The organism is Sphingobacterium sp. UBA7038 (genome assembly GCF_002494055.1).
GTDB lineage: Bacteria > Bacteroidota > Bacteroidia > Sphingobacteriales > Sphingobacteriaceae > Sphingobacterium > Sphingobacterium multivorum.
The window spans coordinates 84,534-110,227 of record NZ_DLAV01000014.1 but is presented as its reverse complement, the minus strand read 5'-3'; the positions used below and the strand labels follow the sequence as shown (position 1 = coordinate 110,227).

Below are 25,694 nucleotides of genomic sequence, written 5' to 3'. Positions count from 1 at the left end.
AAATTATTGAAATTTAGTATAAAGGATGTTTAATTTAATTTTCGGATCATTCTCATTATCTTTTGCCAATATTAACCTGTCTCCAGTTGAAAACAAACTCGATGTCGGTAAAGATAGATATAATGAAGTGTTTTTGTATGCTGTTGTTTTAATTTTTGTCAAATATTCAATCAGATTGAATGTATATTTTCCATTGGAACCAAAATCATCGCCAGGAACTAATGTAGGTGCTTGCACACTTCTAGAATCAGTCGCATAGGGTGTTAATAACATACTAATTGGGTTCCCGTTTGGACTGGCAATCATCAAAATTACATTCTTGGGTTGCGCAAAATTTGTTTTGGCTCCATTTTCTACCTCGATGATCAGTTCCGCTTTATTGATTGCAATGGATGGATTGTTCACCAATTCTAATAACGTTGGAAACTCAATTTTTGCTACAACACCAGTTGAGCCCTCTAAAAATACATTTCCATCAGTTTGTTGACTCGCAAGTTGAGGATTTTTTAAGGTCAACGGTGCAAATTTTGTTGCAGAGCGATCCGCTTCAATTTGATTGTACTGGTAAGCTTTGTTGTCAATGGAAAAATATTGTTTGCCAACAGATTTTGTACCTTCATTATTCAGGAATGAATAATGGACCTGTAAAAATACAGTGTCTTTGAATCCAATAACTGCCGTATTGCTATTGTCAGGGACAAGTGCCAATCCTTTGAAATACTCTTGGAAACTTGTACTATTTTGAATCCGGTTGTCATTATTTTTGATCATTGTAAACAACTCATTGCTAATGCTGTTGTTGAATCTAAAAAATAAAGAATCTGCCGATTGTATACGCGGTTTAAAGGAAAGTTGTGCCAATGGCGTATTTTCATAAGCAAACTTTTGTTTACTGAATATTGCCGCAGAAGTGACAAAAACAGGACGTTCATCAACAGGTTTGGTTAAATCAATCTGTGTTTGCGTAATTTCTTCTGTGACACGGTGTACTGCTATCTTTTGTACTTTCGTTGTATCACCGTAAAAATATTTGTTTGGCTTTAATACCAAGGTCACAGAATCCAAGGTAGCATCGTCAGGTATAGAAGCATTACTTATCGTTCCTACTCCTAGGCGCATATAGGCGGTAGACTTCATACTACCCGTAACAGCATTGCTATTCTTTCCTACGAGCATTGTTCCAGTAGCAGAAGTCGGAATATCGTCCAATTGATAAGTCGAAACTTTGGCGGAAACCGTATCAATTGGTACTAAACCGATTGTTTCATCTCTTGAACTATCCAATGAGAGCGAAATGTCTTTATTACAACCAACAAAAGCGGCCAATGTAAAAAGTGGAAGTAAAAGTTGAATACTACGTCTCTTAAAGTCTTTAATCATATTAATTTTTGAATAGTGCAAAAGTAATCAATGCGAACTGTTAATCAGTGTTATATTTTGTTAAATATGGTTAATTACCACAGCGATTGCAAATCTAGTAATTTAAATTTGTTTTAGTTATGGGTAGAAGATTTAAATTACTGATCAGTTTGATCGTTTTAATAGGGGCAGGAATTACTGTAGTGCTAGGCTTTTGGCTTTATGGAAGTTATACCAATCGTCGCGACCTGTTCCTTTCTACCGCAGAGCGTTCACTCTTCAATGCTGTTCAGGAGGCATACCAAGCGCGCAATGGTGATCGGAAGTTAGATGGCCCCGAGGCTGATCGGAATCGCCTACTCCAAGATGTAAAACGAGAGCTTCTGGGCTTATTGCCAGCTGCTAAACTCGATAAGGCTTTACAACGTGTAAGCGCCGAACGACCTAAAAACGAGCGATTTGATCGCGAGATCCACAGTAGGCGGGAGAAAATGTTTCCCAAAGACCGCGAAGGGCAAGGCGCAATTATCCCGCCCTTTCTGTTCCGGGACTTTGAGATGAACAAAGCTAATCTGGATTTGATCGAAAGGAAGTTTAAAGAATCCCTGAACAATAAGAGCATAGCAGTACCATTTGAAATGGCTATTGTCACGATTCCACACGATCAAATCAAAGATGTACGACGCAAATACCGCGAAGCAAATCTTGCTTGGACGAGACCCATGATGGTTAATCCCATAAAAAATGAATTTCTTGTTATCAAGTTTCAGGAGGATTGGAAGTATTTGCTGTATAGCTTAAGTTGGCAGCTGTTGATCTCACTGCTTTTGATTGGACTGCTGCTTGGGACATTCTTCTATTTGATGAAAACCATTCTCAACCAAAATAAGATGGCCGAGCTGCGTAAGAACTTTGTCGATAACATGACGCATGAACTAAAAACACCGGTTTCCACTGTGATGGCAGCTATAGAAGCGATACAGTTGTATGGTGTGCAGGATGACCGGGAAAAGATGAATCGTTATCTGAATATCTCCAAAAAAGAACTGGAGCATCTGTCCAATATGATTGAAAAAGTGCTTCAGATGGATATTGATGCAACGAGAGGGATTGTGCTGCAGCGTTCTGATTTTGATCTTGTCGCGATGGTGAAAGGAGCCATTGAAGTTGCGCAGCTGAATAAGGCCAAGCAAGTGGACTTTAAGCTCATTGCCGTTCCAAGTGAGATAAGGATCAATGGCGATGAAGCCCACTTAAAAAATGTGATCAATAATTTACTGGAAAACGCGATAAAATATGCTGGACAGCACGTTTATATAGAGGTAGAAGTGAAGGAAATGAAAGAAAATGTCCATATTCGTATTACAGATAATGGTAACGGAATATCCGCAGAATACCATAATCAAATCTTTGATATGTTCTTTCGGGTTCCTTCCGGTAATCTGCACGATGTGAAGGGTTTTGGCTTGGGGCTTGCTTATGTCAAGCAGGTTGTAAAAAGGCACGAGGGCAAGATCACAGTGGACAGTGAGCTGGAAAAAGGGAGTACCTTTAATATCCGATTACCTTACAAATAAAAAGCAATATTTATATTTCAGAAAGAAAATAGGGCCGTTTATCGGACAGTAATTAGGCTGATTTATCCTAAAGATTTCTTAGAAACAAAGCCGAAATATATTTTGATTGAATGACAACGCTATGATTGAAATTTTATATGTAGAAGATGAGCCAAGTCTTGGGATGATCGTTGCCGATAGCCTGGAGGCGAATGGATTTAATGTCACCCATTGTAGCAATGGTCATGAAGCCTTGGAAGCATTTATAGCAGCTCGGCCGGATATTTTGGTCGTAGATGTCATGATGCCCGTGATGGATGGCTTTACATTGGCAACAAAAATACGCGAATCAGACACGCAGATACCCATTATCTTCTTGACGGCCAAAGTGCAGACAGAGGATGTTGTAAAGGGATTTCGTTTGGGCGGAGACGATTACGTCAAAAAACCGTTTAAGATTGAAGAATTGGTTGTGCGGATAGAGTCCCTGTTAAAAAATAGCCCCAAAATGCTGTTCGGCCAAAAGCTGATGATAGGAGACTATAGCCTCGATAGCCTAAAACATCAGTTGACCTATCAAGGTGAGGTGCTTAAGCTGTCTTTCCGTGAAAGTGAACTGCTGCGGAAGTTATACGAACAAAAAGATAAGGTCATCCCACGCGAGGATATCATGCGCGCCTATTGGAGTCATGATAAATATTTTACGGGACGAAGCTTGGATGTGTTTATCAGCCGGATACGAAAATACCTCAGTCAGGATGACCGCATCAAGATTACCAATGTCAGAGGAGTTGGCTATATGCTTACTGTTGATTGATTGATTGATTGATTGATTGATTGATTGATTGATTGATTGATTGATTGATCGGAGTGTTCCACGTGGATTGGCAATGGTGCATATTAACGACGGGTTTTCATTTCTCCTTTTCTGCCGAGTCCCCGAATATGGTAGGTAAAACTTAATATGGCGTAGCGTGTTATTGCATTTGATTGGGATACACGTACCCAAAGATCATTGACCTGCTGATTGATGTTTTTATTGTCATTAAATAGATCAAATACCGTGAGATTGATCTCGGCATTCCTACGTTTGAACAATTTCTTGCCGATAGAGACATTCCACAACAAACTTGTCGTACTTGGTGAATTCAGGATGCTGCCATTGTAAAGGTAGTTGAACGTTGAATTGAGCGTCCAAGTTTTTAATAAAGTCAATGCAATGGAATTACCAATGGTATGTTTATAGACCGAATAATTCGATTTTTCGCTGGCTGAGTTCTTGGAGAAGGCGATGTTTCCATTGTAATCCAGTCCGATAATGACATCCTTACTGAATGCCGTGTTTACACCGACCCGTTGACTCAGGCCGTACGTTTGCGCATTGACCTTTTCGAGATTCAATAAGGTGTAATTCTGGTTGAAATAGAGGTTATTGTTTAGGTTGAAGTTAAGTTTCCATGGTTCAAGGCGGTATCCAAGGCTATTTTGCCATTTGAGATTATAGACCCCATTGAAATTTTCGGGCCTGATGTATTGCCCACCAGGCCCGAGTATAACTTCCGCTGCGATCGTAAATGCTGAATCTGTGGTGAAAATGGTATTGGAGATTTTATGTTCAATAAAATCTGCTGTAATGTCAGAGGTGAAACTTCTGCCCGAGCCTTTATTGATCGATCTAAATTGTACCACAAGGTTATGGTCATATTCTTGCTTAAGATCCGGATTTCCCGAGCTAATGCGTAGTGGATTTTGATTGTCTATAAAATCTTGCAATTGCTCGATGGAAGGGGTATTTGTCTTTGCATTATACCGAAACTCGACCCGAGTATCCTTATTGAAATTATATTGGAAGTTGAGGTTAGGTAGTAGGCTATTGAAGCGGCTTTTTGTGGTCAGTATATTCGGAAACAATTTATCATTGACCTGTGAAGCCGTCTGATAATCTAAACCAATCTGAAATCTTATGCTATCCTTTTTGTTAAATAAGTAGGAAACCCCACCACTATGGTAAACAAAATCATTCCGGAATTCATTGGAAAGACGATTTTTTAATTCCCCTAGCTGGCCTGTTTCGGCCAGAAATTCATAGGTCCTGCGGTCCGAATAGCGTGCCGTATTCCGAAACGTATAATTCGCTTGCAACCGGGAATACTTACCGAGCATCTCGGTATAGGCTATCTTTGAGCGAAAGCCGTTATTGTCACCCATGGTATAGTTCCTATTGTTGACGGTGTCGACCCGGCTGAATAAGCCCTCTTTATAATAGGAGTTTAGCGCAAAATTTTCCGCATGACTCTTGTTGCTGTTAAATGAACCATTGAAATTAAAACTGATCGTGCGCCCAGGTTTGTTGAGTCTCCGCATGTAAGTGAGGTCTCCGCCCCAGTTGAAGTTTTCTCCAAAGCTCTTATTCCTACGGTCGGAACTATTCAGCATTTCTTCTAGATTTAACAAGGTATTGCCTGTGGAACTTGTATTCCTATCGTTACTTTGATAGGAGAAATTAGGCTGAAAGTCCAGTTTCTGAATCGAATCTATCTTCCAGTTTGCGCGGATAGATAAAGCATGATTGTTGCCGTAAGTACTGTTTAATTGATCTTGATTGTTGATTTGGTTGGCCCGGTTACCTGCCGTATATTCTGTTTTATTTTGGCTGACGATGTTATTGTCCGTATAGTTGTAGGTATAATTCGCATTGAAGTCCATGCGGTCATCGAAAAAGCGATCCAAGTAGTTGAAACCGGCGTTAAAGCGCGTCGTCACCCCTTGTCCGGTACGTCCTCTGGTGTTTCCGCGGGTCGCAAAACCATTGGGCTGATTAACATTGTTGGTATTGATGTCAATTGAATATTGCCGTTTGGGGTTCATTTTGGTTACCTGTGTATTGACGGCATATTTTCGGTCGGGACCCGCACCTCCGGAGAGCTTGCCAAAATAGGATTTTCTTTTATCAGGCTTGGTGACAATATTGATCACTTTCATGCGTTTTCCATCGTCAAAACCACTAAACTTGGCCTGCTCGGTTTTGTCATCGATAATTTGGATCTTGGCGATAACATCGGCCGGAAGGTTTTTTAGGGCAACCTTAGGATCGGTGCTAAAAAACTCCCGACCATCAATAATAATCTTATTGACAGGCTCGCCCTGCGCTTTTACATTGCCATCTTCATCAATTTCAACACCAGGAATCTGTTTGACCAATTCGTCAGCATCTGCAAAATCCTGCGTGATATATTTCTTGGTGTCAAACTCCAGCGTATCTCCTTTAACCTGTATACTGCTCGAAGAAATGTTAATTTCATCCAGTACAATCTCGGCATTAGTGAGTTTAAACATTAAATCGATTGTTTGCCCGATTAGTTTTACACGCCGAAGATCCATGCTGTAGCCCATCGGCTGTGTACTGACCAAATAATCTCCGTTGGGAAGTGTACTGCTGCTGAATCTGCCCAAAATGTCTGTCGGAACCTGGACTTTACTGGAATCTTTTACCGCTATAATGGTGATGCTTGCACCTCTGATAGGCTGCGAAGTCGTATTGTCAAGCAGCTTGCCCGTAATATACTGTTGGGCTTGCCCGTTTTTCCCCAATAGCGATAAGCAGATAGAAAAGAACAAGATGGTCCAAAGTTTGATCTTCATCGGTCGAGGTGCAAATGTGTTTTAATGTGTTGTTGACGGTTATATAATTTTATTTCCCAAAAATATGGCACTATTTGTTACGAATTATTATCATTTTAGTTACAATAACCCCAAGTGAATGGAAAGATTAGATATATTTGCAGTAGAATTATAAAATCAACTGAACAAGTCCGTATAACGATCGAGTGATATGCGGATATAGATTAAAAAAATAAAAGATGAAAGAAAGTGTTTTGAGTAGAAAAGAGCGTATTATGAAAGAAGCCTTGTTGCTTTTTTCAGATCAAGGCTATACGAATACCTCTACCAAAACGATTGCCCAAAATGCAGGAGTTTCCGAAGCATTAATCTTTAAACATTTTGGGAATAAAGACGCACTGTTGGTTTATTTGATTAAATCAGGTTATCGTAAGGTTCTTACGCACCACCGCGGAATGATGACCTATCGTGAACCAAAGGAATTTCTGCGCACAATGATCAATCTACCCAATAAATTGGTTACCGCGGAACCCTTATTTTGGAAATTGCAGGAGCGTTTGTCTCATCACCCCTTTTCCAAACAACAGCACGAGCAGTTTATGAAGCCTGTGCAGCCCATTATCCATCGTGCTTTTGAAGATCTGAACTATGAAAATCCAGATCTCGAAACACAATTTCTCTTGTTGATTATCGACAAGCTGTGGAAAAAGGAAGCGATAGGTGAATTGGAAAATGTGATGGAGTTGACGCTGTTTCTAGAGAAAAAATATAACCTGATTTAGCTTAAAAAGCTGAATTATAGTCTTTTCTAAACATCTATTCCTTGATAAAGTTCTTTCTTGCTTATCAAACCGATAATTGAATTGTAATCGTTGGATGGCAGTTGTATTCCGGCGCTGTTATTTTTCTATATATTAAGTGTTAGTATTGCTCCCACCAATTGACATGCGGTATATTTCAGCTCTGCACCTTACGAATTGCTGTTTTATGCGTGTTTATATGAAATTGTTGCAAAAACAATTTCATATTGTCCAAAATAATAACGTCCTTAGTATTTCTATTTTAAATACATTATACAAACTAATTTATGTTCAAAAAACTCGGTCTGGGAATATTGGCATTAGTCGGCACAATTTCTTTTTTGAAAGCTCAGGACAAAAAAGATTTTGTGAAATACATCAACTCCCAGCATGCATGGGTCGATGCGGTATTCAATACGTTGACGCCAAAAGAAAAAGTTGCACAGTTATTTTTGGTTAGGGCACACACCAATTTAGGACAGAAATATATTGACTCCGTAGCTCAGGTTATACAGGACCAACATTTGGGCGGTCTCGTTGTTTTTCAGGGCGGTCCTGTCCGCCATGTTGATATGTTCAATCGGTATCAATCCCTGTCCAAGGTCCCATTGATGATGACATTTGATGGCGAGTGGGGATTAGGCATGCGTATGCCAGATTCTACTTTGTCGTTCCCTTATCAGATGACTTTAGGGGCCGTTCAGGATAATCAGCTGATTTATCGCATGGGACGTGAGGTTGCTTTAGACTTCCAACGTATAGGTATGCATTTCAATTTTGCCCCTGATGTGGATATCAACAATAACCCTAAAAATCCCGTTATCGGTATCCGCTCCTTCGGTGATAATAAATATAATGTAACCCAGAAAGCTAAAGCGTATATGGACGGTATGGTGGATGGTGGTATCCTGGCTTCCATTAAACACTTCCCGGGGCATGGCGATACAGATGTGGATTCTCATTATGATCTGCCGCAACTACCTTTCGACAAAAAACGTTTGGATACCCTGGAGTTGTATCCGTTCAAAGAGCTTATTAAAGCCGGTGCACCTGCTGTTATGGTGGCCCACATGAATATTCCGAGTTTAGATGACACGCCTAATATGCCATCTTCCATCTCTAAAAAGGTTGTAACCGATCTTTTGCGTAATGAACTTGGCTTTAAAGGACTAACAGTTACTGATGCAATGGACATGAAAGGTGTAAAGAAGTTTTTTCCAAATGGAGAAGCCGACGTACAGGCGATTATCGCAGGGCATGATTTACTTGAAGTGTCGGAGAATAGCAAGCGTGCGATCAATTTGATTGTAAAAGCTATTGAAGAAGGACGTATCGCGCAGGCCGATATTGATGCGCGGGTAAAACGAGTGCTTGCCGCTAAGCTCTGGCTTGGTTTAGATAAATATCAGGCAACTGTACAACAGAATCTATACCATGATTTACATCGTGCTTCAGCTGTTCAACTCATTGACGAACTGTCCGATGCAGCGATCACGGCATTAAATTCTACCGAAAAAATAAAATCATTCAAAAAGGATTTACCTACGGCTATTATCAACATTGGTATTACAGCCAATCAGACCTTCCAAAATGAATTGGCTAGTGCACTCACAAATGAAACACAATATTTCATCACGGATAGCACAAGTAAAGATGATATCAAACGTCTTACCAAAGAAATCAAGAAGAACAAACAATTTATTATTGCCGTACACGATACGAGACTTCGTCCACGTCCGACCATGGTATTAAATAAAGATGTTCAGGGCCTGATGAAGAAATTTGCAAAAAAATCAATCCTGACTTTATTTACCAATGCCTATGCTGTGGATGGATTTGAAGCATCCAAAAAAGCAAAAACAATTTTGCTGGCCTATCAAAATGATGCTTTCATGCAGAAAGCGGCAGTGAAAACTATTTTAGGGCAAAATACGCCGAAAGGAAAACTCCCTGTTACGATAAACAAAAAATTTAAATACGGACAGGGGAAATAAAGCATTATAAAATCACACCAACACGGTACCTCTTCCAAAAATGGCCCTCCTGCAATTGCAAAGCCATTTCGGAAGGGGTATTTTTTTTAGCAGCACTTAAATCTCTTCATGGGCGGACCTGCTATCGGATGGCTTACTTTCATTTTTCATACGGTCAATCGCCGTCACGACATATTTATACTTTTGATGCTGTTTGATATCGTCATCGGTATATTGAAGCTTATCCCCATCAAAGGTGATAAAAATGATTTTTCCAGGGTCTTTAATGTTTACTTTTTCATCGAGGTTGAAGCGATAGATCACATAGCCATAAGCCGACTCCCCATCATTGGCCACATCGGGTTTTTGCCAAAATAAGGTGTTCATTTTACCATTGGCCGAATTTTTCACCAGAAGACCGAAGGGGGCATTGGGTGGGATACTATCTAACCAAGGCATTGTAGGGGGTAAAGCCGGTGTACGGTACAGGTCATTTCGCATGGAATCCTGCAGTCCAACAAGATTGTCCGTAAGTGATTTGGAACTGAAATAAATACTTCCCTCCACATCGTGCTCCTCCCTTAAGTGGCGTACCTGTCTGGGGATCTGACTACGGTCTGTCCAGCCGATTTTATTTTCGGTAACACGATAAGCTCCATGCCCGACATAAAAGTGACGGCCATAGGTGTGTTTCTGCCACCAGTCAACCAAGATCTCATAGGCTGCTGCACGATTTTTGAATGGAAAGTAGATCTGTGGATTGATATAATCGATCCAACCTTCCTGCATCCATTTGACACCGTCAGCATACAGTTCCCGGTAAGCGCTCAGACCACGGGTATCTGATCCGGCACTGTTATTTTCTTTGTTGTCCCATACCCCACAAGGACTAATGCCATATTTGACATATGGTTTTATCTTTTTGATGGCAACACCAAGATCGTGCACCAGTACGTTGACATTGTTGCGTCGCCAGTCGTCAATTTTCTCGATCCCATTATTATATTGACCAAAGGTAATCTGATCCGGTACCGGTGTATTTCTGCTATCGGGATAGGGGTAAAAATAATCATCGAAATGAATGCCATCTACATCGTAGTTTTTGACCACATCCATGATGACATCAGTAATATATTTGCGAACTTCCGGAATACCGGGGTTGAAAAGCTTCTTGCCAGCATAGGTGAAGAACCATTCCGGGTGACGCTTGGTAATATGCTCATCCGAAAAATGAGCCGGATTTAATGTTGTGGAAGCACGATACGGATTGAACCAGGCATGGAGTTCCATTCCTCTCTTGTGGGCCTCGGTGATGGCAAACTCCAAGGGGTCATAAAATGGCGAAGGTGGTAATCCCTGTTTCCCGGTTAGATATCTACTCCATGGTTCTCTGCCCTTCGCGTAGAATGCGTCGGCAGCTGGACGTACCTGCAAAATAATGGCATTCAGTCCCGCGCTGCGGTGCTGGTCCAATAAATCAATAAACTCCTGTTTTTGCTGTGCGACATTATTGCCCGCTTTGACAGATGGCCAGTCAATATTACCTATGGTTGCAACCCACACGCCACGAAACTCCCGCTTAGGTAGTTGCTGGGAATACGTTCTAATCGAAAATAAACAGATAACAATGGTAAAAAAAGAATATAAATATGTTTTTCCCGTCATTCTATAAATTATAGCCAACAAAGATAGGGAAGCATTTCTTACTTTTTCCCTAAAAAATGTAAGATGTTTGTTGGATACTTGTTAAAAGAACCTGAGCTTGGTTTTCAAATTGATAATAATGCAAATACAAGTAACATTGTACTTTATTTGTGCTAATTTAGATGCGGTTTTCACAAAAGCAATGGCTTGATCGGCTAACCACAATAAAAAAGATTATGAGCAAAGAACAAATATCCGTTTTTGACATGTTTAAGATTGGTATAGGGCCCTCGAGTTCGCATACCTTGGGACCTTGGCGTGCAGCCCAGCAATTTACAGCTGTTCTTAGGTCAAAAGTTGTCTTGCATGAAGTCGAACAAGTCAAAATCCTGCTGTATGGTTCTTTGGCCAAAACCGGTGCTGGACATGGTACCGATATTGCTGTGCTCCTGGGACTAAGTGGAGATGATCCGGTTACCTTTGATGTCAATAGCGTGATGCCCAAAGTCGAGCATATTAAGACAGTCGGCGAACTGGAAGTCGCTGGCGAACGGACGATTCCTTTTTCCTATCCGGAAGACCTCTTGTTTCTATACGCGGAAAGTTTACCTTTTCACCCCAACGCAGTGACCTTTCAGGCATTCCTATCCAATGGTAAGGCAATTACTGAAACCTATTATTCGATAGGTGGCGGTTTTGTGGTGCAGGAAAATGATACTGAAGGTGTTTTGTCTGAAGTGGATCTTCCGTTTCCTGTCGATACTGCACAGGAACTCTTGCATTGGACGATGAAAACGGGTCTGAAAATCTCGGAGCTGGTCCTTGAAAATGAATGTGCATGGCGTGAAGAAAGTGAAACCGTGGCAGGCGTTTTGAATATTTATAAAACAATACATGAATGTATCTACCGCGGCTGTCATACTGGCGGGACATTACCTGGGGGCTTAAATGTCGAACGTAGAGCAGCCAAGCTAAACAAAAAGTTAATGCAGGGACGAAGTTATCAAGATTATGAGTCCTGGGTAGCTGCCATTCGCGAGGGCGGCCAAAACTTTCAATATATTCTGGATTGGGTAAGTTGTTTTGCACTTGCGGTAAATGAGGAGAACGCCTCTTTCGGACGTGTAGTTACAGCTCCTACCAATGGGGCCTCAGGCGTTATCCCAGCGGTGTTGCAATATTACATTACTTTCCACGACGGAATGCTTGAAAATAAAATTATCCAATTTATTCTTACCGCATCCGAGATCGGATCGATATTTAAGAAAAATGCAACCATTTCAGCCGCAATGGGCGGTTGTCAGGCCGAGATTGGCGTTTCATCAGCGATGGCAGCCGGCGCGCTGACAGAAGTACTCGGCGGATCACAGCGCCAGGTGCTGATGGCTGCCGAGATTGCCATGGAACATCACCTCGGATTGACATGCGATCCAATCGGTGGACTGGTACAAATTCCTTGCATCGAACGCAACACAATGGGAGCCATTAAAGCCATTACTGCGGCACAATTGGCACTGCAATCGAATCCGGATAAAGCAAAAGTAAGTTTGGATACAGTGGTTAAAACTATGTGGGAGACTGCTTTGGATATGAATGCCAAATATAAGGAAACAGCAGATGGTGGATTGGCCGTCAATATTCCATTGAGTTTGCCGGAATGTTAATGACTGCCGAAGTTTTCTCGTTTTTCGTATCTTTGACGCGGTAAAATAGATCTATTCTTATAAAGAGCATAAACGAATGAAATATTGTGCAATCGCCTCCGGAAGTAATGGGAACTGCTATTATGTCGCTAAAGATGATTCTGCTATCCTGATAGATGCTGGAATCAACAGCAAGCATATGCACCTGCGGATGTACAACCTGGGTATTTTACCGACTCAGATCAAAGCAATTTTCATTACCCATGAACATTCTGATCATATTAGGGGCCTATCTGTATTTGCCAAAAAATATAATTTACCGGTTTATATTACCAAGGGGAGTTACGATGGTACCCGTTTGCATCTTCCATCCCATTTGGTCCATATCATTTCTCCTAATCAGGTTGTTGAAATTGGAGGGCTTAAGGTGTATGGTATTCCCAAATATCACGATGCCAAAGAACCCTGCAGCTTTCTTGTCTCAGATGGAACATACAATATCGGTGTCCTGACAGATATTGGACGACCTTGCGAAAATGTGCAGCATGTTATTCAACATTCGGATGTTTTGCTCCTGGAATCAAATTATGACGAGGAGATGTTGCGTACAGGACGCTATTCCTATTTTCTGAAAAATCGGATCAGCAGTGGTTGGGGACACTTGTCAAATCGTGTTGCCGTCGAGCTGTTTAACGCCTATAAAACTGACCGTCTGAAACATCTTATCCTCACTCACCTCTCCGGCGAAAATAATACCGTCGATCTGGTACAGCAAACTTTCGAACCACATTGCGAACGTATCCAGCTGCATGTCGCGACACGTTACCAGGAAACAGAATTATTCGACCTGAAACTTGTGCTGGAAAACCATGTGGCATCTTTTTCAATCCTTTCCGCACTCTCTTCCTAACTAACAACGCTCTTTTTGTTCGCTGTATTTCTTCAGTTAAAGCGTAAGAATACTGTAAAATGAAAAAATTAGTTGTTTTAAAAAGATTTCCTGTTATATTTGCTTTGTTTTTAATCAGTCTAAATAATATCTTTTATACTTATTTGGACAACAAGAAACAAAAAACACCATGTAATAGACGGCAATCTATCACATGGCGTTAATCAACATACAGCGGCAACTGCATGTAGATGACTGAAACAGCACGCTGTGTCAGTTACTCCCGATATACGATATGGAAGAACTTGCAAGATAACGAATTTTATTATTTTATTCGTTGTTAAGCATATGCAAAACCTGCAAATTCTCCCATAATAAGTTGAAGAAAACTAAACATCAATCAACATATTATGAAAATTTTAATTTCATTTTTCACATTTCTTACGGTATTACTGTGTAGTCACTCTAGTCATGCCCATGCCCTTTGGATTGAATCATCTTCTTATGGAACGTTAAACCAATCCCATGAAGTCAAGGTATATTACGGCGAGTTTGCAACGAATGAAAGAGATCAGGTCGACAAATGGTACTCCGACGTGAAGGACTTCTCATTAATGTTGCATGCCCCGGGACAGGAACCCGTCAAGCTTCAATTGACGAATCAAGGCGATCACTTTAGCGGTTCATTCCAACCTACAGCAGCCGGAACCTATTTCCTATCCATTGTTAAAGCACCTAAAGATCTAGGCGGTAAAACGAAGTATGAGTTTTCTTCCTTAGTGCCTGTTATCGTAGGAAAGTCTGCAACACTCGATTATAAAAATGTAAAAAGCCCATTGCAAATTGAGTTGCTTGGTGCGGCTAACGCAAAAAAGGGGCAACGTATACAAGCAAAGATCACCAGCTTCGGCAAAGCTGTTCCACAGGCCAAAGTTTCTGTTTTTTCGACTACCGGTTGGGGAAAAGAGTTTGTTGCGGACGAGCATGGCATCCTGACATTTGACGCAATATGGGCTGGTCCATACGTCTTGGAAGCAAGTACGTTTGCTGAAACTGCAGGTGAACATGAAGGGAAAGCCTATGCTTCGACATGGCAGGGAAGTACGACTTTCATTACTGTCAAATAACCGCAGCTACAGCGAAGACAGCATAAGGGTCTAATCTGAAACGATGGCAACACCAATGGGTCCTTACAAAAAAAATATCTAAGAAAAATCTACTATAATAAAACATCTACCATACTACATTCATGAATAAAACTTTATCCTTTTTGGCTATTCCTATGATTAGTTCGGTCTTTTCTGTTGCACAAGCACAGACGAACAAAGTCATTGAAGGAATTCTTATCAATGAAAAATCCGAACCTATCACAGGAGCGACAGTAAAATTAACTAATACAGGTGTGACCACCAGCACAGATAGTGAGGGGCATTTCGCTTTTCATAAGCTTTCATCCAAAACCTACCATATCGAGATTAAAGCGATCGGTTACGGTAAGCATACGATGGAAGTGAACGTAACAGATGAGACGGCAAACCTTGGTCCCATTATCTTAAAGGACCAATCGCAAGCTATTGACGAAGTTGCGGTTTATGGTAAATACTATGAGCATTATAAGTTTGACAGTATCTCCGGATCGTTACGCCTTAAAACACCAATCCTAGAGCTGCCTCAAAATATACAGGTTATTTCTTCCGATTTAATGGCAGATCAACAGGTTTTCGACATTGTTGATGGTATTACGCGTAATGTTAGTGGCGCAACACGTCAGGGCCATTGGGACAACCAATATGCCAATATCCGTATGCGTGGCTCTAAGATCCCTGCATTCCGTAATGGGATGAACATTGAAGCTTCTTGGGGGCCTACAGCCGAAGATGCAAGTATGATCGAACGGATCGAATTTGTAAAAGGACCAGCCGGTTTTATGCTTGCCAATGGCGAACCTGGCGGCTTTTATAATGTGGTAACAAAAAAACCTACCGGTAATACCAAGGGGTCTGTTACCCTGAATACAGGGAGCTTCAGTACCTATCGCGCTGCCGTTGACTTGGATGGTAAATTGCGCAAAGATGGCAAACTGCTTTACCGTCTGAATGTGGCCGGACAACAAAAAGATTTTTTTACAAAATATAATTATAGTAACCGGCTTGTTATAGCGCCAGTGGTTACCTATAAAGTAGATTCTTTGACGAACTTAACATTTGAATACACCTACCAAGGGTCTACCTACCTGTCAAATGGTAATTATACGTTCTCACCCAAAGGATTTGCCGATCCGGGTATTGCCAATGACTTCTTCTATGGTGATCCCTCCATGGAGCCCGGAAAGCTAAAAGACCATAGTGCCTATATTTACCTGGACCGCAAACTAAACGAAAACTGGAAATTGCATGCACAGATGGCCTATTTCAATTTTGATATGAAAGCCACCAGTACATGGCTGAATTACATGAAAGCCAATGGCGATATGCCACGTTATTACAGTATTGCCGACGAACATGGTGAAAATAGTTTTGGTCAGGTTTCTTTAAACGGAGAAGAATATACCGGAAGCGTTCGTCATCGGATTTTGGTGGGAGCCGACTATGGTAATAAGAAGTTCTGGGGCGATTTTAGAACGATTTTAGATTCGATTCCTTCAGCTCCGCTCAACGTCTATGATCCTAAATACGGTATTCCGGGCAGTGTATTCCCTGCGCTGGATCGTTCGCAGAGTGTAAAGGTGCGTGCGGGCGGTAGCAACTACGTGACTTCAACAAACTATATGTCATTCTATGCGCACGATGAATTGGCATTTCTGGAAGAGAAATTGCGTTTATCGCTTGGCTTACGCTATACAATTAATGAGACCATAGGAAAAACGTCTGTAGCTGACAGAACCGATAAAGCATTTACGCCGAGGGTAGGGTTGAGCTATTCGATCGATAAATCCATGAGTGTATATGGCTTGTTTGATCAATCTTTTGTTCCTGTCGCTGGTACCGACTGGGAAGGTAATGCTTTCAAACCAATACGCGGAAATGATTTAGAAGCAGGTGTTAAGAAAGAGTGGATGGGTGGAAAATGGATCTCCACGTTAAGTGCCTACACTATTGCCCGTAAAAATGCGCTGGTAGCTGACCCCGATCCGAGCCACGTCGTTAATGGTGTGTCATTCCAAACCCAATTGGGAGAAACCAGAAGCAAGGGTATCGAATTTGATGTCACCGGGGAAATTATTAAGGGGCTAAATGTAAATGCCAACTATGCCTTGACAGATTCGAAGATCTCCAAAGATACCAAAGAAGAAAATATCGGTAATATCACTCCGAATACGGCAAAACATACAGCCAATGCATTTGTATCCTATCGTATTCAGGATGGGAAAGTGCGTGGACTTGGCTTTATGGGAAGTGTTCAGGGAATGTTTGACCGTGCCGTAGGAACAACAAAAGAAAGTAATTTCAAAAATTATCTGCGTACCGATGCAGGCATCAGCTATCAAAAAGGGAAGTATGCCATTTCGGTCGTAATCAATAATGTGTTGGACAACCGCAAATTGCTGACTGCTGGATCGATCTCCAAAGCAAGTGCGGCCGTTCAGAAGCTCGGTGGTGTGGATTATTATTCCTATATCGTCGAAGCCAGACGTAATTTCCGCATGGGAGTGACCTATAAATTTTAACGGACCGATCCAGATAAATTATAGAATCGATGTATAGTACACTGTTAATCGTTATACTCATGGGAGCCTATCTTTTTTACAACACAAGTAAAAAAGTGAAGTTTGGCCCTAGACCACAATGGCTCGAAAAATTGTGCGCACAAACGAAGTTTGTGCGCACATTGAGCATGCTACTGTTGATCTTTCCATTTATAGCTGTTCTTTATCTGCAAGGCTTTGGAGCAGGTTTTTTTGCTTTTTTTGCCTATTTCATGTGCATGATGTGTCTTGTGGTCCTATTAAATCCTTATCGCTATTTCAAATTATACCCAATTATGGGATTGTATGTATTTAGCCTTTGTGTTGAATTATTGATTTCTTAACCGATTAAATATGCCTGCTAATAAAAAATACCTCAGTACGCCCTTTCAGCGATTCCTGAAAATTACAGCCGGATTTATCGGTGGTTATGTCGTCATGATCTCTTTCCACGTTTTGGTCACTCATATTTTTGAGAAAAAGGATGTTGTTGCCACGGCTTGCTTCACGGGCTATCTCCTATGGGCAGTACTGCTCTTATTGGCCTTTCTTGCTAAGAGTGGATGGAAAATATGGGGGATATATTTAGTGTTGGCTGTCCTTTTCTCCCTGCCCTATTTCTTCAAACTGTAAGTCATCATGAATAACCGAAATTATAATATCTATTTCAATACGCATACCATTAGTGGCATTATTATTTGCGCTATCCTTTATGTGATATTTTTTGCGGGATCATTTGCGTTTTTTAGGAATGAAATTGCTGCCTGGCAGAATAATACGTCGTATAAGACTTATCGCGAAGATCATAAAAACCTTGATCATTTGCTCGACTCACTTAAAGGACAAACAAATTTGCATGGACGCGATATCACTTTTTATATGCACCGGGAAGGGACTTCAGCCTATGTGGGCTTGAGTGCATCTAACGATAGTATACTCAACAAAGAAAACCTGGCGAAGATCACGCCTGAACAAAAAGCTGCAAAAAAGAATAGCCGCAGAAGGGGTGGAGATGATGATTCAAAGAACTTTACCTATAATTTTGCCAATAAAAAGGCTGGAGACTATGTGCAGAATTACGATATGGGCGAGTTTCTATTTCGTTTGCATTTCTTGGCCCAGCTCAATCAGGTGCCGATTCGGGTAGGCATAGCGCCATTTGGTTATCTTATTGCAGGTATTACTGCTTTTATTTTTCTGTTTGCCCTTATTACCGGGTTATTGCTGCATTGGGATAAGATCGTCTCAAATTTCTTTATGTTCAGACCCTTCAGTAAATGGAAAACGGTATGGACCGATATGCACACCGCATTGGGCGTCATTGGTTTCCCCTTTCAATTTATCTTCGCGGTAACAGGTACGTTTTTGATCATTAATTCTGTCCTGGCTTTGCCGCTGAGCAAGTTGTTGTATGATGGTGATCAGCAAAAAATGTATCAGGAGATGGGGGTTAGTGCCGAAACCAATTTTCCTTATACCTACAAACCTTTAAATGCAGACATTAATATCGCTCCATTTTTAGATCTGGCAAAACACAAATGGCCGGAAGCCGATTTTCAGCGTATTACGATCAAAAACTACGCAGACTCCAATATGCATGTTATCATGGAGCTGGAACCGCATTTTAACAAAAGCTTTGCTGGATCGGGGCTGTTGTCTGTGCGAGCGGCCGACAATAAAGTTGTTGCCGAGAAATCACCAGTTAGCGATGCTAGCTATGCAGATGGGGTGCGCAGCATTATATACCGGTTGCATTATGGCGATTATGGAGGCTATCCGCTCAAGATGGTGTACTTTATTTTGGGAGTTATGGGGTGTCTTGTTATTATCTCGGGTATATTGATCTGGTTGGTAGCGCGTGACAAAAACAATGTAATTCCACGAAAACGAAAATTCAATTTCTGGGCGGCCAATATTTTCACGGCAATATGTTTGACGATGTTACCTGTCACTGCATTGACTTTCATTGCTATTAAATTGAGCCCTGAGGTCAATCAGGATTTTATATACCGCGTTTATTTCTATAGCTGGCTCCTATTTTCACTGTATTACATTATCCGGAGAAGCATACGCAGAACCAATCGCGAAACATTGCTGGTTGGAAGCATATTGGCATTTTTTATTCCACTTGCCAATGGTTTTATGACTGGTAACTGGATCTGGGATACCTTCCGCAATGGACAGCGGGATATTTTCGTCGTCGACTTTTTATGGCTGATGATCGGTATAATTGGTGTAATCGCCTATAACAAGACTAAAAAATTCTTTGAGACGATTCGTTAACAAAGATTCTTTTCTCTCTGCGAAGTGTATACACTTTGTTTTTTGATTCCAAGGGTGCTCACAAGGTGCCCTTGGAACGTTTATAGGGTACGGCTTAAATACCTTTAAGGTCAGATCCTGGTAGACAATGCCTCATGGCGCAGAGCAATTCTTATCCAAGGATACCATACTGATGATCGCGGAAATTTCCTCTTACAATACAGCCTTAAAAAATCGGCCGAGGCGCATCAGATCCTGTGCTGTCTTTTCGTTCCAGTCCACGGCATAGTTTAGCCGAATACAGTTCTTAAACTGATCGTGCTGTGTAAACATCCTTCCCGGAGCAAAACTCAACTTTTGCCTGAGCGCATAATCGTATAGCACCGTTGAGTCTATCTTTTTGTCCAGCTCTAACCAAAGTACAAAGCCACCTTCGGGCTGCGACATTTTGGTATTTTCCGGAAAATGGGCCTCAATGCTGTTTCTAAAATTGACATAATTGCTGTACAGTTTTTTTCTGAAGCTATTGAGGTGATGGTCGTACCGGCCGATCTGTAAGAATTTGGAAACAGCTTCCTGGTAAATTGCAGGCTGCGAAATCGTTTGTATGAGCTTTTGTTTTAGGATCTTATCTTTGTATTGCCCGGGCTCAACCCAACCGAGCCGAAAACTTGGGGCTAATACTTTGGTAAATGATCCACACCACATCACCAGTCCCTCTTCGTCAAAATATTTGCATGGTTTGGGCCGTGACGAACCGAAATAGATGTTTCCATATAGGTCGTCTTCAATCAATGGAATATGGTGGTGTGCGAGCAGTTTGACAAGCTCTTTCTTGTGCTCCTCAGGCATGAGTGCGCCCAATGGATTGCTAAAGTTGGTGACAAAACAACAGACATCAATTTTATGAATAACTTTTTTCAGGGCATCCAATTCAATTCCCGTAATAGGGTGGGTCGGAATCTCGATGGTTTTGAGGCCCAGTAGTTGAAAAGCCTGAATAAAGCCAAAGTAAAGGGGGCTTTCTACCGCTATGGTGTCGCCGGGTTTAGTGACGGCACGAAGGCAGCTGTAGATGGCATTCATGGCGCCCGACGTGATAATAAGATCCTCGTCACTTATTTTTCCCTCAAGTACCAATGACCATTTGGCAATTTCTTTCCGTAAGCTCGGACTTCCCTGTACCTGTCCATATTGATCACCGTAATCATGCAGCTCATGAACCGACTCTATAATGCATCGATTAAGTTTCTGAATCGGAAGTAATGATGCACTGGGTAAACCCAGTGAAAAGCGTGTAATTTCCTTGTCTTCCAGGGAGTGGAAAACTTTATCGATCAATGCCGCGGGATCTTGTTTCTTTTCGTCGATTTTGAAGGTAGAAATGGACGGGATAGCCATCCGACGAAGCCCGGATCGGCTAACGAAATAGCCTGATTTGGGGCGTGATTCAATGAGCGATCGACTCTCTAGTTCCATATAGGCACTTTTTGCCGTATTTAAACTTACATTGTATAATTTCTGAGCGCTGCGGACAGAAGGTAAACGATCGCCATAGACCAAGGAACCATTTTTGATCTGGTTTTCAACAATATTGGCTATTTTTTTATATAACAGTTGCTGTTCCATCCTTATGCTAATTTACTGTTTCTGTTTTGATTTAACCAGTTATTATATCGGCGGATTCCTTTTCTGAGCGATTCTTCCGAACCAAATAGGTTCATCAACTGTTGCTCAAAGAAGGATTACGCTTTGTTCATAAATACGTTGGAAAGCGTATCCGAAATAGGACCGTCGTAGGTCATTTCGACCGACAGTAAATTCTTTCTGCAGAGTATTACAGACGAAAAGGCTTTTAATTGATTGCCTTGGTCGAGCACCAGGAAAGGCATGCTTATGCGTGCTGTATCTACCTGCTTTTTGTTTTGTATTTCTTTGATAAGCGCTAAATCAGAAAGATCCACTTGTCTGATCAGATACGGTTGATGTGCAGTTGTCGCCATAAGAATAAATCTTTTTGCTAATTTAAGAAGGGTACAGGATGCCGTTTAGGTACAGAGTGCCGTTAAAATAGGGGTACAGAAAAAAATTAGGTTGTCCGGTGATTTTTGTAATTTCCATTTGAGATCTTTACACTACGAAAAGGATATCTCCGGATCTATAAATTATGAAGTAGTATGCACAGCTTATTTCCTTTATTTATCGCAATGATTGCGATCATCGTATTGATCGAAATGTGGGCGACCAAACTACGGGTAGCCTATCCCATTCTATTGGTTCTGGCGGGGCTATTCATTAGTTTTATTCCCACTTTGCCCGTCGTAACGATTGATCCGGACGTCATCTTTCTCATTTTTCTACCGCCCTTGCTTTGCGAGGCTTCTTGGTCTATTTCGTTTAAGGAGATGAAGAAATGGTGGCGTATTATCGGGAGTTTTGCCTTCTTGGTTGTATTCTTTACGGCACTTTCTGTCGCGGTTGTTGCCAATTATTATATACCGGGCTTTACACTAGCGTTGGGCTTTCTGCTGGGAGGCATTGTGTCACCGCCAGATGCTGTCAGCACAGGAGCGATTATGAAATTTGTGAAAGTTCCCAAAGCTACTTCTGCGATCCTGGAAGGCGAAAGCCTATTAAATGATGCTTCTTCCTTGATCATTGTACGTTTTGCTCTTATTGCTGTTGGGACAGGTCAATTTGTATGGGGACAAGCTGCGGTATCCTTTATCTGGATGCTGGTCGGTGGTGTGGGTATTGGCCTGTTATTGGGTTGGTTTTTTATACAGGCACACAAGCGTCTACCGACAGATGCGCCCTCGGATATTGCACTTACCTTGATTGAACCTTACTTTATGTATTGGATCGCAGAGCAATTTCATAGCTCAGGGGTGTTGGCTGTCGTTGCCGGTGGCCTTTTGATGTCCGGTCAGCGGCTGACATTTCTCAATAGTACGAGCCGGGTGCGGGGGCTGAGTGTCTGGGAGAGTTTTGTATTTATCCTGAACGGTATCATATTTTTTATTATTGGATTAGATCTTCCGGAGATTGTTGCGGGTTTGCGGTCCAATGGAACGTCGCTGTTAGAAGCCATCGGGTACGGTCTTTTGGTAACGGGAGTATTGATCCTTGCTCGTATTATCAGCTCGTATGCAGCCATGATTGCTACCCTTATTTTTCGCCCGGGTGTGGCGCCAAGATCGAGATCTACCAAACAGCGTTTTCTAATGCCTCTTTTGTTGGGCTGGACCGGCATGCGTGGTGTGGTGTCATTGGCAGCAGCATTATCCATTCCTGTCTTTATGAATGGTGTGGCTATTCCGCAGCGAAACCTGATCTTATTCATCACCTTTGTCGTGATCTTATCCACGCTCTTGATACAAGGGCTTACTTTACCCTACTTAATCAAAAGGACTAGACTATTTGAAACTTTTGGAGAAGAGCCCGAAGAGCAGGTCCGTAGTCGCATGAAGCAAGGGTTGAAACATCATGTTTACCAATTTCTAAAAGATAAACATGAGAAAGAGCTGCACAATCGTGATGTTATGGACCGCATTTTGAAACATTGGGAGGAAAAGGTGAATGCGGCCGATGATTCGTGGATGAATGAAAAAACGAAAGTGATATTTATGGAGCTTTTGGATGTACAAAGGGAGTATCTTCAGAAGCTAAACTGCGAGTAGACCATTGACGAGGGGATTGTTCGTTCGCAGTTATATCAACTGGACTTGGAAGAAGAGCGGTTGCGGCGGATTTAGTCATAGAATTTTATAAATGCCTCAGGGCAATAATGTATTTTTAACTAAAGGTTCCAATGAGGAGCCATGCTGAAATATGAAGGTAATTATAACAGGAGCCACCGGAATGGTTGGCGAAGGCGTTTTGCTGGAATGTCTACAAAATGAAAAGGTAACAGCCGTGCTGAGCATTTCCCGCCGGACTGCTGCCATTCAGCATCCAAAATTAAAGGAACTTTTGGTCGAAGACTTTACTAAACTTTCGCTATTTAGAGATGCGATTGCGGGCTATGATGCCTGCTTTTACTGTGCTGGCGTGAGTTCTGTGGGAATGAAAGAAGACAAGTACCGTTATATTACTTATGATACAACACTAGCTTTTGCAAAGTCCCTGCTGGAAATCAATTCGGAGATCAGTTTTATTTATGTTTCCGGAGGAAGCACCGATAGTACGGAGCAAGGCAAAGTGATGTGGGCTAGGGTTAAGGGTAAAACAGAGAATGATCTTGCCAAATTACCGTTCAAAAAGGAGTATAACTTTAGACCAGGAGCAATGACGACTGTTGCAGGGCAAAAGCATGCCAATCCCTTTGCTTTTGTGGCCAAAATAATCAAATTTTTTGCCCCTTCAGCAGTACTTTCCCTACATGAAGTCGGACGTGCCATGATACATGCCGTGGAAAGAGATAACGTTAAGAATATATTGGAGATTAAAGATATTCGGACCCTTGCTTGACCGCTTTGTTAAATATTTATGTAGTAATCTGAATAATCCTGATTATTTGCAAATTATTTGACATAATTATAATTGGTTTATTCCTTCATAATCGGCCTTCTATTCAACTTGTTCGACCAGCTGTTGGCTAGAAATTTTCTCGAAATAGCTTTCCATCTCTTGGTTACACCTTTCTATAAACGTTTTTGTGCGTTTTTGCAATTCTATAATTGTTAGTGGATTTCCTTTATAATTTGCATTATATCTAAATTCCTGCTGTGCTTCCGTAATGTTTTTGAAGGCGTTAAGCTGATCTTGATGATCCAAGCAAAAAATGAAGTAGGCATCAGGAACTATCAATTTGCAGAGTTGCATGAGGAAAGTAAGGTTGACCCGTTGCGGTTTGTATTGAAGTACGGTATTGATTACGCCAAGACAAACTTGTTCCAGCGCTTGAGATAGCATAAAATATACTGCCTCTATACTTATTGCCGAGCAGTATTCCTCATAAGGCAAGTATAATGTGCGCGCATTATTATAGCGCGTCTTCCATTGTTGACGTACATAATCTAGATTTAGCTGTGGGGCAACGATGCTTTCCAGATCGATATTGGCCATGGATGTATTTTGCAACCAGATGTCACCTGCTTTCAGGAGTGAAAGAAAAAAGGGATGACCCTTTGAAAACTGTTTGCTGAAAACGGCTGAGTTTTCCAGGGCCAGCGTGAGCGACACATTGTTGGGAAGCATATCCGCAATGAATTGTGTTAAATTATTGAGTTCGCCATTTAAAGTCTCATAAGCAACAAAAATATAGTAGGAATGGGTGATGTGGTCCTTTTTGGCTCTTTGGAGCGCATTATGGTGTCTGTGATAATCAGAGTCATAACCAAAACAAGCAACCAAAGCAGGTGTACAATAACATTCAATTGCATTAAGAATAAGATCCCGAAAATTGGAGTTACAATAATTTTTTTTGTATATATCATTGTTATTTTTGTAATTTTCAACTTCGTTATTACTATTTTGAAGAATGGTTAGTTTTACCCTTATTTCTTCGTAGAGAAGATTGGAATAATCGTATATCCAGTTTAATGTATTGATCGCAATCTGATAGGCTGTTTCTAATACATCTTCATCGATAAAATAATCAAAGTGATATCGATAGTCGATGTAAGCCTTGTTAATTTTCTCCAAAGCTTGTTTTTTTTCGTTATTATCGGCTAGTGTACCGAGGCGATCGTCGAAAGCTCTGAGATAGTTTATATGGTTTTTTAAGGAATGGGACTTCTTATCCTCAACAACGAGGATATTTTCGGATGTTCGAAATGCAAGCTCCAAAGCTTGATGTAGCATGAATGCTGCGTGTGCATAATTTTTATGCTCAAAATAGAAATTGTAGCCATCAATAAAAGATCGAATCTTGCTCTTTTCCTTTTCGATATATGTCCGTGTTTTTTCGATGACTTCGTCACTTTTATTATTGGGTAAGACAAGGGGAATCTCTTGCACAGGATTCTGATAAATGCGGTTTTCAGGTTGGCAAATAAGATAGGCCCGGCCTAAACCTTGATCCACTTTTTGTTGTATTTCGTGCGTGAAGTTCACATTGATATACACATTGGGATAGGAGCCAACAGTTTTGTTTATCAGACTGTTGGCGTCGGAAAATCGAATTCCGGCATTTGAGGTAAGATTGACCTGTAGCATCTGATACTTTTTACCATCGTGGTCAAAAGTCCATTGGTAGATTTCATCGACAGCAACAGCACGAAGGATTGCCTCGATAATAGGGTTAATATCGGTATTCATA

Annotated in this window: 19 protein-coding genes; 13 read left to right on the top strand and 6 right to left on the bottom strand. The window is 41.3% G+C overall.

Annotation, left to right across the window (positions count from 1 at the left end; genetic code table 11):
• Positions 1-3: 3 nt before the first annotated feature.
• Positions 4-1,380 (bottom strand): DUF4270 family protein, encoded by a 1,377-nt coding sequence (locus tag B3H30_RS08920; protein ID WP_286833956.1) that lies wholly within the window; start codon positions 1,378-1,380, stop codon positions 4-6.
• A 119-nt stretch (positions 1,381-1,499) separates the two neighbouring features.
• Between B3H30_RS08920 and B3H30_RS08915 the strand changes: the two genes are divergently transcribed.
• Positions 1,500-2,936 (top strand): sensor histidine kinase, encoded by a 1,437-nt coding sequence (locus B3H30_RS08915; RefSeq protein WP_286833955.1) that lies wholly within the window; start codon positions 1,500-1,502, stop codon positions 2,934-2,936.
• Between the two features lie 121 nt (positions 2,937-3,057).
• On the top strand, positions 3,058-3,732 hold the full coding sequence (locus B3H30_RS08910) for a response regulator transcription factor (protein WP_286833951.1): 675 nt from the start codon (positions 3,058-3,060) through the stop codon (positions 3,730-3,732).
• Between the two features lie 83 nt (positions 3,733-3,815).
• Here the strand turns inward: B3H30_RS08910 and B3H30_RS08905 are convergent, their stop codons facing one another.
• Positions 3,816-6,557 (bottom strand): outer membrane beta-barrel protein, encoded by a 2,742-nt coding sequence (locus tag B3H30_RS08905; RefSeq protein WP_286833949.1) that lies wholly within the window; start codon positions 6,555-6,557, stop codon positions 3,816-3,818.
• A gap of 218 nt (positions 6,558-6,775) precedes the next feature.
• On the opposite strand from B3H30_RS08905, the gene B3H30_RS08900 reads away from it, so the two are divergent.
• Together B3H30_RS08900 and B3H30_RS08895 are read left to right on the top strand one after the other, a co-directional pair.
• Positions 6,776-7,318 carry a TetR/AcrR family transcriptional regulator gene (locus B3H30_RS08900; protein WP_070561361.1) on the top strand — a complete coding sequence of 181 codons (543 nt, stop codon included), beginning with the start codon at positions 6,776-6,778 and terminating at the stop codon, positions 7,316-7,318.
• 305 nt (positions 7,319-7,623) lie between these two features.
• On the top strand, positions 7,624-9,330 hold the full coding sequence (locus tag B3H30_RS08895; protein WP_286833947.1) for a glycoside hydrolase family 3 protein: 1,707 nt from the start codon (positions 7,624-7,626) through the stop codon (positions 9,328-9,330).
• A 96-nt stretch (positions 9,331-9,426) separates the two neighbouring features.
• Here the strand turns inward: B3H30_RS08895 and B3H30_RS08890 are convergent, their stop codons facing one another.
• Positions 9,427-10,974, bottom strand: coding sequence for a glycoside hydrolase family 10 protein (locus B3H30_RS08890; RefSeq protein ID WP_286833945.1), 1,548 nt, complete (start codon positions 10,972-10,974; stop codon positions 9,427-9,429).
• Positions 10,975-11,189: 215 nt separating this feature from the next.
• On the opposite strand from B3H30_RS08890, the gene B3H30_RS08885 reads away from it, so the two are divergent.
• The 7 genes from B3H30_RS08885 (at position 11,190) to B3H30_RS08855 (ending at position 19,453) form a co-directional block, all read left to right on the top strand.
• Entirely contained in the window at positions 11,190-12,617 is a 1,428-nt protein-coding gene (locus B3H30_RS08885; RefSeq protein ID WP_286833943.1) for an L-serine ammonia-lyase, read from the top strand.
• A 76-nt stretch (positions 12,618-12,693) separates the two neighbouring features.
• Positions 12,694-13,506, top strand: coding sequence for an MBL fold metallo-hydrolase (locus B3H30_RS08880; RefSeq protein WP_286767509.1), 813 nt, complete (start codon positions 12,694-12,696; stop codon positions 13,504-13,506).
• A gap of 389 nt (positions 13,507-13,895) precedes the next feature.
• On the top strand, positions 13,896-14,612 hold the full coding sequence (locus B3H30_RS08875) for a DUF4198 domain-containing protein (RefSeq protein WP_115046414.1): 717 nt from the start codon (positions 13,896-13,898) through the stop codon (positions 14,610-14,612).
• A gap of 122 nt (positions 14,613-14,734) precedes the next feature.
• Positions 14,735-17,152: a TonB-dependent siderophore receptor gene (locus B3H30_RS08870; RefSeq protein WP_286833941.1), complete on the top strand. Its 2,418-nt coding sequence runs from the start codon at positions 14,735-14,737 to the stop codon at positions 17,150-17,152.
• Between the two features lie 29 nt (positions 17,153-17,181).
• Positions 17,182-17,514 (top strand): hypothetical protein, encoded by a 333-nt coding sequence (locus B3H30_RS08865; RefSeq protein WP_112375062.1) that lies wholly within the window; start codon positions 17,182-17,184, stop codon positions 17,512-17,514.
• A 10-nt stretch (positions 17,515-17,524) separates the two neighbouring features.
• On the top strand, positions 17,525-17,803 hold the full coding sequence (locus B3H30_RS08860) for a hypothetical protein (protein ID WP_046672687.1): 279 nt from the start codon (positions 17,525-17,527) through the stop codon (positions 17,801-17,803).
• A 6-nt stretch (positions 17,804-17,809) separates the two neighbouring features.
• On the top strand, positions 17,810-19,453 hold the full coding sequence (locus B3H30_RS08855; protein ID WP_286833939.1) for a PepSY-associated TM helix domain-containing protein: 1,644 nt from the start codon (positions 17,810-17,812) through the stop codon (positions 19,451-19,453).
• 192 nt (positions 19,454-19,645) lie between these two features.
• On the opposite strand, the gene B3H30_RS08850 is transcribed toward B3H30_RS08855, so the two are convergent.
• Positions 19,646-21,061 (bottom strand): PLP-dependent aminotransferase family protein, encoded by a 1,416-nt coding sequence (locus B3H30_RS08850; RefSeq protein WP_201640018.1) that lies wholly within the window; start codon positions 21,059-21,061, stop codon positions 19,646-19,648.
• 116 nt (positions 21,062-21,177) lie between these two features.
• Positions 21,178-21,435, bottom strand: a complete 258-nt coding sequence (locus B3H30_RS08845; protein WP_286833936.1) for a hypothetical protein — start codon at positions 21,433-21,435, stop codon at positions 21,178-21,180.
• A gap of 174 nt (positions 21,436-21,609) precedes the next feature.
• Here B3H30_RS08845 and B3H30_RS08840 point away from each other — a divergent pair, with 174 nt between their 5' ends.
• Together B3H30_RS08840 and B3H30_RS08835 are read left to right on the top strand one after the other, a co-directional pair.
• The gene (locus B3H30_RS08840) at positions 21,610-23,112 is read left to right on the top strand and encodes a Na+/H+ antiporter (protein ID WP_286833933.1); all 1,503 of its coding nucleotides are present in this window, start codon (positions 21,610-21,612) and stop codon (positions 23,110-23,112) included.
• A gap of 151 nt (positions 23,113-23,263) precedes the next feature.
• Positions 23,264-23,902 (top strand): NAD-dependent epimerase/dehydratase family protein, encoded by a 639-nt coding sequence (locus tag B3H30_RS08835; RefSeq protein WP_286833931.1) that lies wholly within the window; start codon positions 23,264-23,266, stop codon positions 23,900-23,902.
• Positions 23,903-24,001: 99 nt separating this feature from the next.
• On the opposite strand, the gene B3H30_RS08830 is transcribed toward B3H30_RS08835, so the two are convergent.
• Positions 24,002-25,693: a HEPN domain-containing protein gene (locus B3H30_RS08830; protein ID WP_112375057.1), complete on the bottom strand. Its 1,692-nt coding sequence runs from the start codon at positions 25,691-25,693 to the stop codon at positions 24,002-24,004.
• Position 25,694: the final 1 nt, after the last annotated feature.